We start from the raw sequence: 13,957 nt of genomic DNA on the forward strand, positions 1-13,957 counted from the left end.
GTCGGCCGGGGCGGTCCGCTCCTGAAACCGGCTGCTCCGAAGACCCGGCCGGCCCGCCGGCGGATCCGGGAGGCCGCCGGCCGGTGGCTGCGCGCCCGGCGGTACGTGAGCCGCTGACACTGGCGCCCGGGCCCGGGAGCGTGCCCGGCGGCCCCGGCGGCCCCGGCGACCCCGGCGGAACCCGGCTAGTCCGCCGACCGCGGCGGTCCGCCCCTGAACCCGGCTAGTCCGCCGACCCGGGCGGCCCCGGCGGAACCCGGCTAGTCCGCCGGCCGGTGGCTGCGCGCCCGGCGGTACGTGAGCCGCTGACACTGGCGCCCGGGCCCGGGAGCGTGCCCGGCGGCCCCGGCGGCCCCGACGGAACCCGGCTAGTCCGCCGACCGCGGCGGTCCGCCCAGGAACCGGCTAGTCCGCCGCCGGCAGCCGCGCGACGAAGTCCCGGACGGCCGCCCGCACCTCGTCGGCCGTCCACTCCAGCCCCGCGGACCGCACCGACACCTCGGTCCACGACACCCCCGGCCCGCCACGGGCCCACGCGCCGGCGAACAAGTACGTCCCGGTGTCCTCGGCCTGGGCGACGGCCGCGTCCTCCAGCACCTCGGGGTCGTACGGCAGCCAGACCTGGAAGTCGTGGGTGTGCGGCTCCTCCGGGTGGACGCGCGCCCACGGCACCCCCGCGGCGGCGAATCCCTCGCGCAGCGCGGCGGCGACCACGCGCGCGTGGGCCACGTACTCCGGCAGCCGGGGCAGCTCCCGCTCCAGACCGGCGAGCGCGGACAGCACCGCGGGGAACTGCTGGACGATCAGGCCGCCGTACCGGTGCCGCCAGGCCTTCGCCTCGTCGACGAGGGTCCGCGGCCCGGCCAGCGCCGCCCCGCTGTACCCGTCGAGCGACTTGTAGAACGACACGTAGACGCTGTCCGCGAGGCCCGCGATCTCGTCCAGGGGCCGCCCGAAGTGCGCGGTGCACTCCCACAGGCGTGCCCCGTCGAAGTGGACCACCGCGTCGCGTTCCCGCGCGGCCTCCACCACCGCGGACAGCTCCTCCCAGGTGGGCAGGACGAAACCGGCTTCCCGGAGGGGCAGTTCGAGCATCAGCGCCCCGAAGGGTTCCTCGAAGTCGCGTATCTCCTCGGCGGTCGGCAGCCGCGGCTCGTCCGTCACCCGGACCGGGCGCAGCCCGCTGACCGTGCTGAACGCGTTCCGTTCGTGCACCTCGGGGTGGGACAGCGCGTGCAGGGCGACCGTCGGGTTCCCGGTGCGGGCGGCCCAGCAGCGCAGGGCCACCTGCTGGGCCATCGTGCCGGTGGGGAAGTAGGCGGCGGCCTCCGTGCCCAGCAGTCCGGCGACCCGCTCCTCCAGGGCCTCGACGATCCCGTTCCCGTAGACGTCCACGGACGCGTCCAGGTCGTACAGGCGCGCCGCGTCGTCCAGGACCGCCAGCCGCTCCCGGAGCGTGGCCCGGTGGCCGGCGCGGGCCAGCAGACGCCGGGCACCCCGGTAGGCGGCCGTCCGCCGCTCGCGCCGCCGCTGCGCCGAGGGCGCCCCGCCCGCTCCGCCTCCGGACCCCGGCACGGCCGCCCGCTCACCGTCCCGCGCCGCCCGCTCCTCGCCGTGCTCCGCCGTTTCGCTCATCCCCGGATCATCCCCCGGGGCGGCCCGCACCGGCACACGCGTTCGTGCTCCGCCAGGCCCGCGGAAACCCACAGCCTGTGGACAACCGGACGGCCCTCGAACCAATCGCGTTAACATGACGAGAAATCGTCCGGTACCCCGAGCGGACTGGAACGGGAAGGCCGCCGTCGAGTGAGTACATTCCAACAGCCAGAGCCCAAGGACCGCCCCGCGCGACTGACCGTCGGCGTCGTCGGCGCCGGTCGCGTCGGCCCGGCGCTGGCCGCGTCCCTCCAGCTGGCCGGACACCGTCCGGTGGCCGTCTCCGGGGTCTCCGACGCCTCCGTGCGCCGCGCCGCGCGGATGCTGCCCGACGTGCCGCTGGTGACCCCGGCCGAGGTCATGGAGCGCGCCGACCTGGTCCTGCTGACCGTCCCGGACGACGCCCTGCCCGGTCTCGTCGAGGGACTCGCGGAGACCGGAGCCGTCCGGCCCGGCCAGCTCCTCGTCCACACCTCCGGGCGGTACGGCACGCGGGTGCTCGACCCGGCGCTGCGGGCGGGCGCCCTGCCCCTCGCGCTGCACCCCGCGATGACCTTCACCGGCACCCCCGTGGACGTCCAGCGGCTGGCCGGCTGCTCCTTCGGGGTCACCGCCCCCGACGAGCTGCGCCTGGCCGCCGAGGCCCTGGTCATCGAGATGGGCGGCGAGCCGGAGTGGATCGCCGAGGAGAGCCGCCCGCTCTACCACGCGGCCCTCGCGCTCGGCGCGAACCACCTGGTGACCCTGGTCGCCGAGTCCATGGAGCTGCTGCGCGCCGCGGGCGTCGAGGCCCCCGACCGCATGCTCGGCCCGCTGCTCGGCGCCGCCCTGGACAACGCCCTCAGGTCCGGCGACGCGGCCCTCACCGGCCCCGTGGCGCGCGGCGACGCGGGCACGGTCGCCGCGCACGTCGCCGAACTGCGCAGGCACGCCCCGCAGACCGTCGCCGGCTATCTGGCGATGGCCCGCGCGACCGCCGACCGCGCCCTCGCCCACGGACTGCTGAAGCCGGAACTCGCCGAGGACCTCCTCGGGGTACTCGCCGACGGGGCGGCCCTGCCCGACGACGGGAGCGACCGATGACCACGCCTGTCCCGCGCACCGACGGGAGCCACCGATGAGCACCGCCCTGCTGCGCACCGCGGACGAGCTGCACGCGCGCGTACGGCACGGCAGGCGCGCCGTCGTGATGACGATGGGCGCCCTGCACGAGGGCCACGCCACGCTGATCCGCGCCGCCCGGGACCTCGCCGGCGCCGACGGCGAGGTGGTCGTCACCGTCTTCGTGAACCCGCTCCAGTTCGGCAAGGGCGAGGACCTCGACCGCTACCCGCGCACCCTCGACGCCGACCTCGAGATCGCCGAGGTGTCCGGCGCGGACGTCGTGTTCGCCCCCTCCGTGGACGAGGTCTACCCCGGCGGCGAACCCCAGGTCCGGGTCAGCGCCGGCCCCATGGGCGGCCGCCTGGAGGGCGCCGTGCGCCCCGGGCACTTCGACGGCATGCTCACCGTCGTCGCCAAACTGCTGCACCTCACCCGCCCCGACGTGGCGCTGTACGGGCAGAAGGACGCCCAGCAGCTCGCCCTGATCCGCCGCATGGCGCGCGACCTGAACTTCGGCATCGAGATCGTCGGCGTACCCACCGTGCGCGAGGAGGACGGGCTCGCCCTGTCCAGCCGCAACCGCTACCTGTCCGCCGAGGAGCGCCGTACCGCGCTCGCGCTGTCCCAGGCCCTGTTCGCGGGCCGCGACCGGCATGCCGCGCAGGAGGCACTGCGCGCGCGGGCCCGGGAAGTGCCCGCCACGCGTGCGCGTGCCGAGGCCCTCAGCGCCATAGGGGAGTCCCGCGCCGCCGCCGACGCGCACGCCGTCGCCAAGGCCGCCCCCGCGGCCGCCTCGGGGCCGGCCGCCGTGCGTGCCGCCGCCCAACTCGTCCTGGACGACGCGGCCCGCCTGGAACCGGCGCTGGTCCTGGACTATCTGGCACTGGTCGATCCGGCGGACTTCACCGGGATCGCGGACGACTTCACCGGCGAGGCGGTCCTCGCCGTCGCCGCCCGGGTCGGCACGACCCGGCTGATCGACAACATCCCCCTCACCTTCGGAGCCGCCACGTGACCGGCACAGGTACCGGCATACGCCTGCACGCCCCCGCCCCCGGCTGGTCCGTCGAGGCCGACGTCGTGGTGGTGGGCTCCGGCGTCGCGGGGCTCACCGCGGCCCTGCGCTGCGAAGCCGCGGGCCTGCGGACGGTCGTCGTCACCAAGGCCCGCCTGGACGACGGCTCCACACGCTGGGCGCAGGGCGGCATCGCCGCGGCCCTCGGCGAGGGCGACACCCCCGAACAGCACCTGGAGGACACCCTCGTCGCCGGCGCCGGCCTGTGCGACGAGGAAGCCGTCCGCATCCTCGTCACCGAGGGCCCCGACGCCGTACGGCGGCTGATCGCGACCGGCGCGCACTTCGACGAGTCCGCCGAGGGCGCCCTGGAGCTGACCCGCGAGGGCGGCCACCACCGCCGCCGCATCGCCCACGCCGGCGGCGACGCGACCGGCGCCGAGATCTCCCGCGCGCTCGTCGACGCGGTCCGCGCGCGCGGCCTGCGCACCGTCGAGAACGCGCTGGTCCTGGACCTCCTCACGGACGCCGACGGCCGCACCGCCGGGGTCACCCTGCACGTCATGGGGGAGGGCCAGCACGACGGCGTGGGCGCCGTCCACGCGCCCGCCGTGGTCCTCGCGACCGGCGGCATGGGCCAGGTCTTCTCGGCCACCACCAACCCGTCCGTGTCCACCGGGGACGGCGTGGCGCTCGCCCTGCGCGCGGGCGCCGAGGTCAGCGACCTGGAGTTCGTCCAGTTCCACCCGACGGTGCTCTTCCTCGGCGCGGACGCGGAGGGCCAGCAACCGCTGGTCTCCGAGGCGGTACGCGGCGAGGGCGCCCACCTGGTCGACGCGGCCGGCGTGCGCTTCATGGTGGGACAGCACGAGCTGGCGGAACTGGCGCCCCGGGACATCGTCGCCAAGGGCATCATGCGCCGCATGCAGGAGCAGGACGCCGAGCACATGTTCCTCGACGCCCGCCACTTCGGCGCCGACATGTGGGAGCACCGCTTCCCGACCATCCTCGCCGCCTGCCGCGCCCACGGCATCGACCCGGTCACCGAGCCCGTCCCCGTCGCCCCGGCCGCCCACTACGCGTCCGGGGGCGTCCGCACCGACCACCACGGCCGTACGACGGTCCCCGGCCTGTACGCGTGCGGGGAGGTCGCCTGCACCGGCGTCCACGGCGCGAACCGGCTCGCCTCCAACTCCCTCCTGGAGGGACTGGTCTACGCCGAGCGCATCGCCGCCGACATCGCCGCCCGCCACGAGGAGGACCCCCTCCACGCGCGCGTGCCGGCGCCCGTCCCGCACCCCGAGAAGCCCGCGCACCCGCTGCTCGCCCCCGAGGCCCGGTTCGCCATCCAGCGGATCATGACCGACGGCGCGGGCGTCCTGCGCTCCGCGGATTCCCTGGCCGCGGCGGCCGACCGCCTCCAGCGCCTGCACGCCGACGCCCGCGACGCCCTCGACGAGAACGGCAAGACGTCCGAACCCGGCGTCGACACCTGGGAGTCCACCAACCTCCTGTGCGTGGCCCGGGTCCTGGTCGCCGCCGCCCTGCTGCGCGAGGAGACCCGCGGCTGCCACTGGCGCGAGGACCACGCCGACCGGGACGACACCGCCTGGCGGCGCCACATCGTCGTACGGCTGAATCCCGACCGGACCCTCGCCCTGCACGCCACCGAGACAGCAGACTTCCCCCCGACCCTCCCCGAGGCCCCCGGCCCAGCCCGGACCGGAGGGATCTCCATGCCCCAGCCGTCGCCCCGTCCCCAGGAGCAGTGACCCAAGTGAGCACCCCCGACCTTCCCCTCGCCCAGAGCGGCGGCTGTGGCGACGGCTGCGGCTGCGCCGCCGACACGGACGAGGAGTACCTGGAGTGCGGGCTCGATCCCGCGCTCGCGCAGCTCCTGGCCGACGCGGGGCTCGACCCCGTGGAGGTCGAGGACATCGCGCACCTGGCCATCGAGGAGGACCTCGACCACGGCGTGGACGTCACGACCGTCGCGACCATCCCCGAGGACGCCGTCTCCACCGCCGACTTCACCGCCCGCGAGGCGGGCGTCGTCGCGGGCCTGCGGATCGCGGAGGCCGTCGTCTCGGTGGTCTGCACCGACGAGTTCGAGGTGGAGCGGCACGTCCTGGACGGCGACCGCGTCGAGGCGGGCCAGAAACTCCTCAGCGTCACCACCCGCACCCGGGACCTGCTGACCGCCGAGCGCAGCGCGCTCAACCTCCTGTGCCGGCTGTCCGGCATCGCGACCGCCACGCGCGCGTGGGCCGACGCCCTGGAGGGCACCGGCGCACGGGTGCGCGACACCCGCAAGACGACGCCCGGACTGCGCTCCCTGGAGAAGTTCGCGGTGCGCATGGGCGGCGGCGTCAACCACCGCATGTCGCTCTCGGACGCGGCCCTCGTCAAGGACAACCACGTGGTCGCCGCGGGCGGTGTGGCGCAGGCCTTCGAGGCCGTCCGGGAGGCCTTCCCCGAGCTGCCCATCGAGGTCGAGGTCGACACCCTGGACCAGCTGCGCGAGGTCGTGGACGCGGGCGCCGACCTGATCCTCCTGGACAACTTCACGCCCGCCGAGTGCGAGGAGGCCGTGGCGCTCGTCGGCGGCCGCGCGCTCCTGGAGGCCTCGGGCCGGCTCACCCTCGGCAACGCGGAGCTCTACGCGAATACGGGCGTCGACTACCTGGCGGTGGGCGCCCTCACGCACTCCGCGCCCATCCTGGACATCGGCCTCGACCTGCGCGAGGCGTCGACGGACGAGGCGGAGTAGGACCGATGCTGCTCACGATCGACGTCGGCAACACCCACACCGTCCTCGGCCTCTTCGACGGCGAGGAGATCGTCGAGCACTGGCGCATCTCGACGGACGCCCGCCGCACGGCCGACGAGCTCGCCGTGCTCCTCCAGGGGCTCATGGGCATGCACCCGCTGCTCGGCGTGGAGCTCGGCGACGGCATCGACGGCATTGCCATCTGCGCCACCGTCCCCTCGGTCCTGCACGAGCTGCGCGAGGTGACCCGCCGGTACTACGGCGACGTGCCCGCGGTCCTCGTCGAGCCGGGCGTCAAGACCGGCGTGCCGATCCTCACGGACCACCCCAAGGAGGTCGGCGCGGACCGCATCATCAACGCGGTCGCCGCCGTCGAGCTGTACGGCGGGCCGGCGATCGTCGTCGACTTCGGCACGGCGACGACGTTCGACGCGGTCAGCGCGCGCGGGGAGTACGTCGGCGGTGTCATCGCCCCCGGCATCGAGATCTCCGTCGACGCGCTCGGGGTCAAGGGCGCCCAGCTCCGCAAGATCGAGGTGGCCCGGCCGCGCGCGGTGATCGGCAAGAACACGGTCGAGGCCATGCAGTCCGGGATCATCTACGGGTTCGCGGGCCAGGTCGACGGCGTGGTCGAGCGCATGGCGCGCGAGCTGGCCGACGATCCGGACGACGTCACGGTCATCGCGACGGGCGGGCTGGCGCCCATGGTGCTCGGCGAGTCCTCCGTCATCGACGAGCACGAGCCCTGGCTCACCCTGATTGGCCTCCGCCTGGTCTACGAACGAAACGTCTCCCGCACGTAGGTCCGCCCCCGGGCGGGCGGCCTTCCCCGCCCGGACAGGCACGTCCTCGCTGCGCACCGGCACGTTTGCCCGCAGAGGGACGACCCGCACTCGCCCTCCTGCGGAAGGGGCCGTGCCGGTACGTCAGATGCCCGTTGCAGGTCGGGCAGGAAGCGCCGGTCCACCCACGTGACCAGGCCGCACGCCGACGTGCAACGGGCGGATGTACCGGCGCGGCCCCGACCCACCCACCGCAGCGAGGGCGCCCACCCACCGCAGCGAGGACGCCCACCCCCGGCCCCTGGAGCGCCCCGCCTCAGGGGAGAGGCACCCCACCCACCGGGCGAAAGACGCCACCCAGACCGCGCCACAACACCCCGTTATGCGGATTTTGTCTGATTAGCGCGTATCGTCGCCGCATGCCCACGCCATATGGATCCCGCGGCGGCATGGCGTTCGGCGCGGAGGAGCTGCGTGTGCTCCGCCGTGCTCTCGCCCTCGCCCTCCACCCCAGCCCCGCCTCGGCCGAGGACGTCCAGGCCTGTCTCAGGCTCGCCGAGTCCCTGGACGAGGCGACCCGCGAGGGAGAAAGGCTCCGGGCCTTCATGCTGGCCGACCTCGCGCGCTACCGCGCCGCCCTGCCCGGCACCGTCACCGGCTACCTCGCCCTCCTCGAGGACGTCCTCGGCGCCGGCTACCGCCCCGTCCCCGACGACCTCGCCGCCCTGCGCGCCCTGCGCGGCAACCCCACCGCGGCCGCCCTCCTGGCCCGCTGCCGCGTCCTCGCCGAGCAGGACGTCCGCGCCCGCCTGGCGGGCCGCGCCACGTCCGCCGCCACCCCCACCGTGCCGGCCTCCCGCACCCGCCTCCTGGCCCTCCCGGGCGGCCTGTCCGCCCAGGGCTCCCCGCGCGTCCGCGAGGCCGCCGAGGAGCCCGCCAAGCGGCCCGGTGAACGGCCCGGTGAACGGCCCGCGGAGCCACGGCCGCAGCCGCAGCCCCCAGTGAAGAGCCCCCGCCCGGACCGCCCCATCCCCACGCCCGGCGAGGTCTTCCCGCCGAAGCGCAAACCGGGCGGCCCGCCGGCGGCGGACCCGCATCGGGAACTCGCGGCGGGCTAGCTACTCTGGAGGCATGGACTACGTCTCCGCGCTCGTGCCCCCCGTCGTGATGGCCGTGTTCTTCATCGGGCTGATCGTGACGATCGTGAAGACCCAGGGCGGGGCCAACAAGGCCAAGGAGGACGCCGTCGTCGACGCCGCGCTCGCGCGCGCCGAGGGCGCCCGCCAGACCTCCCGGGACACCGACGCCTGAGGCCCGGCCGCGGCGGACGCGGCCGGGCCTTCACCTCTCCGTTCCCCTCGGCGTACGACTCATCTGATTTTCGAGTCGTACGCCCTTTTTGTTGCCGTTTGCCGGTGAAAGCGCCCGTCCGGCACGCCATCGGCGTCTTCTCCCACTATTGTTCTGGCTGTGCCTCGCCCATTGGGAGAACTCGAAGACGCGGTCATGACGCGGGTGTGGAAGTGGAACCGCCCGGTGACCGTTCGGGAAGTCCTGGAAGATCTTCAGCAGGAACGGTCCATCGCGTACACCACGGTGATGACCGTTTTGGACAATCTCCATCAGAAGGGCTGGGTGCGCCGCGAGGCCGAGGGCCGGGCCTATCGATATGAAGCGGTCTCCACCCGGGCCGCCTACGCCGCCGCCCTGATGAACGAGGCCTGGTCCCAGAGTGACAACCCGGCAGCCGCTCTCGTGGCCTTCTTCGGGATGATGAGCGAGGAACAGCGTCTCGCGCTGCGCAACGCGGTAGCCATCGTCCAGGGCCCGGAAACGCCCGAAACCCCGGATGAAACCCGCGACCGCCCCGACGAGAACCCCACCGCGACCCAGAACCCCGCCGCGACTCGGGACGACCCCGGGCGATAGCGTCCGCCCATGCCAGCAGAGCATCCCGCGGAGCATCCCGAACCCACCACAAAAGCCATCACCGTCCGCCGCGCGAGGACGGGCGACGTCCCGGCGGTGCGCCGCCTCCTCGACTCGTACGTGGAGCGCCGCATCCTGCTCGACAAAGCGACGGTGACGCTTTACGAGGACATCCAGGAGTTCTGGGTCGCGGAACGCGACGACAACGCCGAGGTGGTGGGCTGCGGGGCGCTGCACGTGATGTGGGAAGACCTCGCGGAAGTACGCACGCTCGCGGTGAACCCCACGGTCAGAGGCGCGGGCGTCGGCCATCAGCTGCTCGGTAAGTTGCTGCAGACCGCTCGCCGGCTCGGCGTTCGCCGGGTTTTCTGTCTGACCTTCGAAGTCGACTTCTTCGCGAAGCACGGCTTCACCGAGATCGGCGAGACACCCGTTGACACCGATGTCTACGCCGAGCTGCTGCGTTCCTATGACGAGGGCGTAGCCGAGTTCCTCGGTCTCGAACGAGTGAAACCGAACACCTTGGGCAACAGTCGGATGCTTCTGCATCTGTGATCGCCGCCGACTATTCCGGCGGGGAGGGATGCCGGGGTTCCCTATGTCCGAAACGCGCATGTTTCCGGTCTCCTCGCGGGCTGTGAGTCCTCGCCAGGGGTTTGTGTTTTTCCGGCAAAAGCGGTTTGCTTTCCGACGTACTGCAGTACTGCATATAACAAGGGGACGCGAAACAGCGGCGCACGCCGCCGGCCCTCCGCCCCATGGTTATCGATGAAAGGAAATCCGGTGGCACAGAAGGTTCAGGTCCTTCTTGTCGACGACCTCGACGGTGGCGAGGCGGACGAGACCGTGACGTTCGCGTTGGACGGCAAGACGTACGAGATCGACCTCACGACTGCCAATGCGGACAAGCTTCGCGGCCTTCTCGAGCCCTACGTGAAGGGCGGTCGTCGCACCGGAGGCCGCGCCGCGGGTGGACGCGGAAAGACGCGCGCCGCTTCCGGTGGCAGCCAGGACACGGCGCAGATCCGCGCGTGGGCGAAGGAGAACGGTTACGAGGTCAACGACCGTGGCCGCGTTCCCGCGTCCATTCGCGAGGCCTACGAGAAGGCCAACGGCTGAGCGCTCGCGCGCCGCAGCCGGACACGGTGGCAGTGCGTTGCCATCGTGTACACGACCCGTACGAGATCGGGGGCGACCCCACCGCCCCCCACGGCCGACAGTGTCGGCAGCAGGGGCTCGACCTCGCACCCCGGCTCGGGGGGCCGCAGCCAGACGGCGGCCCCCTGCGGACCGCCTCCGCCGGACCCTCCCGGCGGCACCGGCGCCTCGATGCGCCCGCCCGCGCCGATCGCGCGGAGATCCAGCGGCAGGGTGCCCCACTCCAGCCAGTCCAGCAGCCCCGGCAGTTCGTCGGCGCTGCCCTCGGCCACCAGCAGCCGCATCCGGTCCCCCCGAAGGGCCACCGGAGACGCCGGGCCCAGGTGCCGCAGCGCCGCATGTCCGGCTTCCGCGGGCACGTCCAGGACGTCGAAGCGCAGACCCGTGAGCAGCCCCGCCGGCGGTCCGGGCACGGTTGGCCAGCCCAGTTCGTTCTCGTACCAGCGGCGCACCGGATCCGCGGTGTCGCCGGACGTGCGGGACCCGAGCGGCCGACGCGGAGGGGGAACGGTGGGAACCATGCCAGGAGCAACCGTCCAAAGTGCCCTGGAGTTACGCTGGGTATTTCGATGAACGCACTGCGTGGCGAAGGAGGGGGCGTGCGGAAGGCCTCCCCGGCGCGAGGATGTTCGCCCATAGCGGAGGTGGAACCGGTGCGCGCGGCATGGAGTGTCCGTGCGTACGGGTAAGACATCCCTAGTGGGAGGGGGCGACACGCAAGGCAGGACGGTCTCACGTTCGCCATCGGCGTACTGATGGTGGGGGTAACTGCCTGGCCTGCGGGAACATCGTCTCGCACCATCGGGTTGGAGCAGATGTCGGCGTTCGGGGTCAGGAGGCCAAGGACGGTGTCGGCAGTTGGAATGAGCGGTCCCCGCTTGCGGGACTAAGCTGCGGAAGGACAGGGAGGGGAGCGTCCCCTTACTGCCTGACCGCTCTGAGGAGCGATTAACGATGTTCGAGAGGTTCACCGACCGCGCGCGGCGGGTTGTCGTCCTGGCTCAGGAAGAAGCCCGGATGCTCAACCACAACTACATCGGCACCGAGCACATCCTCCTGGGCCTGATCCACGAGGGTGAGGGTGTCGCCGCTAAGGCCCTGGAGAGCCTCGGGATTTCGCTCGAGGCGGTCCGCCAGCAGGTGGAGGAGATCATCGGTCAGGGCCAGCAGGCCCCGTCCGGGCACATCCCCTTCACCCCCCGTGCCAAGAAGGTCCTGGAGCTGTCGCTCCGCGAGGCCCTTCAGCTGGGCCACAACTACATCGGCACGGAGCACATCCTGCTCGGCCTGATCCGTGAGGGCGAGGGCGTCGCCGCCCAGGTCCTGGTCAAGCTGGGCGCCGACCTCAACCGTGTGCGGCAGCAGGTGATCCAGCTGCTCTCCGGTTACCAGGGCAAGGAGACCGCCGGCGCCAGTGGCGGGCCTGCCGAGGGCACCCCCTCGACGTCCCTGGTCCTCGACCAGTTCGGCCGGAACCTCACCCAGGCGGCTCGTGAGTCCAAGCTCGACCCGGTCATCGGGCGCGAGAAGGAGATCGAGCGGGTCATGCAGGTGCTGTCCCGCCGCACGAAGAACAACCCGGTCCTCATCGGCGAGCCCGGCGTCGGCAAGACCGCCGTCGTCGAAGGCCTGGCGCAGGCCATCGTCAAGGGCGAGGTGCCCGAGACCCTCAAGGACAAGCACCTCTACACCCTGGACCTCGGCGCGCTGGTCGCCGGCTCCCGCTACCGCGGTGACTTCGAGGAACGCCTGAAGAAGGTCCTCAAGGAGATCCGCACCCGCGGCGACATCATCCTGTTCATCGACGAGCTGCACACGCTCGTCGGCGCGGGTGCCGCCGAGGGCGCCATCGACGCCGCTTCGATCCTGAAGCCGATGCTGGCCCGCGGTGAGCTGCAGACCATCGGCGCCACGACGCTCGACGAGTACCGCAAGCACCTCGAGAAGGACGCGGCCCTCGAGCGCCGCTTCCAGCCGATCCAGGTGGCGGAGCCCTCCCTCCCGCACACGATCGAGATCCTCAAGGGTCTGCGCGACCGCTACGAGGCGCACCACCGCGTCTCGATCACGGACGAGGCCCTGGTCCAGGCCGCGACGCTCGCGGACCGCTACATCTCCGACCGGTTCCTTCCCGACAAGGCGATCGACCTGATCGACGAGGCGGGCTCCCGGATGCGCATCCGTCGGATGACGGCGCCGCCGGACCTGCGCGAGTTCGACGAGAAGATCGCGGGCGTGCGCCGCGACAAGGAGTCCGCGATCGACTCGCAGGACTTCGAGAAGGCCGCCTCCCTGCGCGACAAGGAGAAGCAGCTCCTCGCCGCGAAGGCCAAGCGCGAGAAGGAGTGGAAGGCCGGCGACATGGACGTCGTCGCCGAGGTCGACGGCGAGCTGATCGCCGAGGTCCTCGCGACCGCCACCGGCATCCCGGTCTTCAAGCTGACGGAGGAGGAGTCCTCGCGTCTGCTGCGCATGGAGGACGAGCTCCACAAGCGGGTCATCGGCCAGAAGGACGCCGTCAAGGCGCTCTCGAAGGCGATCCGCCGTACGCGCGCCGGTCTGAAGGACCCGAAGCGTCCGGGTGGTTCGTTCATCTTCGCCGGTCCTTCCGGTGTCGGTAAGACCGAGCTGTCCAAGGCGCTCGCCGAGTTCCTCTTCGGTGACGAGGACGCGCTGATCTCCCTCGACATGTCGGAGTTCAGCGAGAAGCACACGGTCTCGCGTCTCTTCGGTTCGCCCCCCGGTTACGTGGGCTACGAAGAGGGCGGTCAGCTGACCGAGAAGGTCCGCCGCAAGCCGTTCTCCGTCGTCCTGTTCGACGAGGTCGAGAAGGCACACCCGGACATCTTCAACTCGCTGCTGCAGATCCTGGAGGACGGTCGCCTGACCGACTCCCAGGGCCGGGTCGTGGACTTCAAGAACACGGTCATCATCATGACGACCAACCTCGGCACGCGGGACATCTCGAAGGGCTTCAACCTGGGCTTCGCGGCGCAGGGTGACACGAAGACCAACTACGAGCGCATGAAGAACAAGGTCTCGGACGAGCTCAAGCAGCACTTCCGGCCCGAGTTCCTCAACCGTGTCGACGACGTCGTCGTCTTCCCGCAGCTCACTCAGGGCGACATCCTCCAGATCGTCGACCTCATGGTGAGCAAGGTGGACGAGCGCCTCAAGGACCGGGACATGGGCATCGAGCTCTCCCAGTCCGCGAAGGAGCTCCTCGCCAAGAAGGGCTACGACCCGGTGCTCGGCGCGCGTCCGCTGCGTCGCACGATCCAGCGCGAGGTCGAGGACACGCTGTCCGAGAAGATCCTCTTCGGCGAGCTGCGTCCGGGCCACATCGTGGTCGTGGACACGGAGGGCGAGGGCGAGGCGAAGACCTTCACCTTCCGGGGTGAGGAGAAGTCGGCGCTTCCCGACGTCCCGCCGATCGAGCAGGCGGCCGGCGGCGCCGGTCCGAACCTGAGCAAGGACGCGTAACCTCCGGGTTCGCTTCACAGGGGCTGCCCCGGGACTTCGGTCCCGGGGCAGCCCCTGTTT

13 protein-coding genes are annotated in these 13,957 nt (G+C 72.3%); 11 read left to right on the forward strand and 2 right to left on the reverse strand.

What is annotated here, in order from left to right; genetic code table 11:
• Nucleotides 1-405: 405 nt before the first annotated feature.
• Nucleotides 406-1,635: a threonine aldolase family protein gene (locus tag AC069T_RS17460; protein WP_478783584.1), complete on the reverse strand. Its 1,230-nt coding sequence runs from the start codon at nucleotides 1,633-1,635 to the stop codon at nucleotides 406-408.
• Nucleotides 1,636-1,806: 171 nt separating this feature from the next.
• Between AC069T_RS17460 and AC069T_RS17465 the strand changes: the two genes are divergently transcribed.
• The 10 genes from AC069T_RS17465 (at nucleotide 1,807) to AC069T_RS17510 (ending at nucleotide 10,375) form a co-directional block, all read left to right on the forward strand.
• On the forward strand, nucleotides 1,807-2,739 hold the full coding sequence (locus AC069T_RS17465; RefSeq protein ID WP_478783585.1) for a Rossmann-like and DUF2520 domain-containing protein: 933 nt from the start codon (nucleotides 1,807-1,809) through the stop codon (nucleotides 2,737-2,739).
• 34 nt (nucleotides 2,740-2,773) lie between these two features.
• Nucleotides 2,774-3,775 carry a pantoate--beta-alanine ligase gene (panC, locus tag AC069T_RS17470; RefSeq protein ID WP_478783586.1) on the forward strand — a complete coding sequence of 334 codons (1,002 nt, stop codon included), beginning with the start codon at nucleotides 2,774-2,776 and terminating at the stop codon, nucleotides 3,773-3,775.
• On the forward strand, nucleotides 3,772-5,547 hold the full coding sequence (locus tag AC069T_RS17475) for an L-aspartate oxidase (protein WP_478783587.1): 1,776 nt from the start codon (nucleotides 3,772-3,774) through the stop codon (nucleotides 5,545-5,547). Before panC ends, AC069T_RS17475 begins: the two co-directional genes overlap by 4 nt.
• A gap of 5 nt (nucleotides 5,548-5,552) precedes the next feature.
• Nucleotides 5,553-6,545, forward strand: a complete 993-nt coding sequence (gene nadC / locus AC069T_RS17480; RefSeq protein WP_478783588.1) for a carboxylating nicotinate-nucleotide diphosphorylase — start codon at nucleotides 5,553-5,555, stop codon at nucleotides 6,543-6,545.
• 5 nt (nucleotides 6,546-6,550) lie between these two features.
• Nucleotides 6,551-7,348, forward strand: coding sequence for a type III pantothenate kinase (locus tag AC069T_RS17485; protein WP_358855783.1), 798 nt, complete (start codon nucleotides 6,551-6,553; stop codon nucleotides 7,346-7,348).
• A gap of 428 nt (nucleotides 7,349-7,776) precedes the next feature.
• Nucleotides 7,777-8,445, forward strand: coding sequence for a hypothetical protein (locus tag AC069T_RS17490; RefSeq protein ID WP_478783618.1), 669 nt, complete (start codon nucleotides 7,777-7,779; stop codon nucleotides 8,443-8,445).
• 13 nt (nucleotides 8,446-8,458) lie between these two features.
• Nucleotides 8,459-8,638 (forward strand): hypothetical protein, encoded by a 180-nt coding sequence (locus AC069T_RS17495; RefSeq protein WP_358854840.1) that lies wholly within the window; start codon nucleotides 8,459-8,461, stop codon nucleotides 8,636-8,638.
• A 195-nt stretch (nucleotides 8,639-8,833) separates the two neighbouring features.
• A complete protein-coding gene (locus tag AC069T_RS17500) occupies nucleotides 8,834-9,256 on the forward strand; it encodes a BlaI/MecI/CopY family transcriptional regulator (RefSeq protein ID WP_358854841.1) in 423 nt (140 codons plus the stop codon).
• A 9-nt stretch (nucleotides 9,257-9,265) separates the two neighbouring features.
• Entirely contained in the window at nucleotides 9,266-9,811 is a 546-nt protein-coding gene (locus tag AC069T_RS17505) for an amino-acid N-acetyltransferase (protein ID WP_478783589.1), read from the forward strand.
• Between the two features lie 228 nt (nucleotides 9,812-10,039).
• A complete protein-coding gene (locus AC069T_RS17510; RefSeq protein WP_478783590.1) occupies nucleotides 10,040-10,375 on the forward strand; it encodes a histone-like nucleoid-structuring protein Lsr2 in 336 nt (111 codons plus the stop codon).
• Here the strand turns inward: AC069T_RS17510 and AC069T_RS17515 are convergent.
• Nucleotides 10,354-10,935, reverse strand: coding sequence for an SCO3374 family protein (locus AC069T_RS17515; protein ID WP_478783591.1), 582 nt, complete (start codon nucleotides 10,933-10,935; stop codon nucleotides 10,354-10,356). The genes AC069T_RS17510 and AC069T_RS17515 overlap by 22 nt on opposite strands.
• Nucleotides 10,936-11,368: 433 nt before the next feature.
• Between AC069T_RS17515 and AC069T_RS17520 the strand changes: the two genes are divergently transcribed.
• Nucleotides 11,369-13,897, forward strand: coding sequence for an ATP-dependent Clp protease ATP-binding subunit (locus AC069T_RS17520; RefSeq protein ID WP_478783592.1), 2,529 nt, complete (start codon nucleotides 11,369-11,371; stop codon nucleotides 13,895-13,897).
• Nucleotides 13,898-13,957: the final 60 nt, after the last annotated feature.

Source organism: Streptomyces sp. NPDC043867 (assembly GCF_056435845.1).

What these genes read in the sequence shown, in the direction of transcription:
- AC069T_RS17460 (WP_478783584.1), bottom strand. Translation starts at nt 1,635, where the DNA reads ATGAGCGAAACGGCGGAGCACGGCGAGGAGCGGGCGGCGCGGGACGGT.
- panC (WP_478783586.1), top strand. Translation starts at nt 2,774, where the DNA reads ATGAGCACCGCCCTGCTGCGCACCGCGGACGAGCTGCACGCGCGCGTA.
- AC069T_RS17485 (WP_358855783.1), top strand. Translation starts at nt 6,551, where the DNA reads ATGCTGCTCACGATCGACGTCGGCAACACCCACACCGTCCTCGGCCTC.
- AC069T_RS17490 (WP_478783618.1), top strand. Translation starts at nt 7,777, where the DNA reads ATGGCGTTCGGCGCGGAGGAGCTGCGTGTGCTCCGCCGTGCTCTCGCC.
- AC069T_RS17495 (WP_358854840.1), top strand. Translation starts at nt 8,459, where the DNA reads ATGGACTACGTCTCCGCGCTCGTGCCCCCCGTCGTGATGGCCGTGTTC.
- AC069T_RS17500 (WP_358854841.1), top strand. Translation starts at nt 8,834, where the DNA reads ATGACGCGGGTGTGGAAGTGGAACCGCCCGGTGACCGTTCGGGAAGTC.
- AC069T_RS17505 (WP_478783589.1), top strand. Translation starts at nt 9,266, where the DNA reads ATGCCAGCAGAGCATCCCGCGGAGCATCCCGAACCCACCACAAAAGCC.
- AC069T_RS17515 (WP_478783591.1), bottom strand. Translation starts at nt 10,935, where the DNA reads ATGGTTCCCACCGTTCCCCCTCCGCGTCGGCCGCTCGGGTCCCGCACG.
- AC069T_RS17520 (WP_478783592.1), top strand. Translation starts at nt 11,369, where the DNA reads ATGTTCGAGAGGTTCACCGACCGCGCGCGGCGGGTTGTCGTCCTGGCT.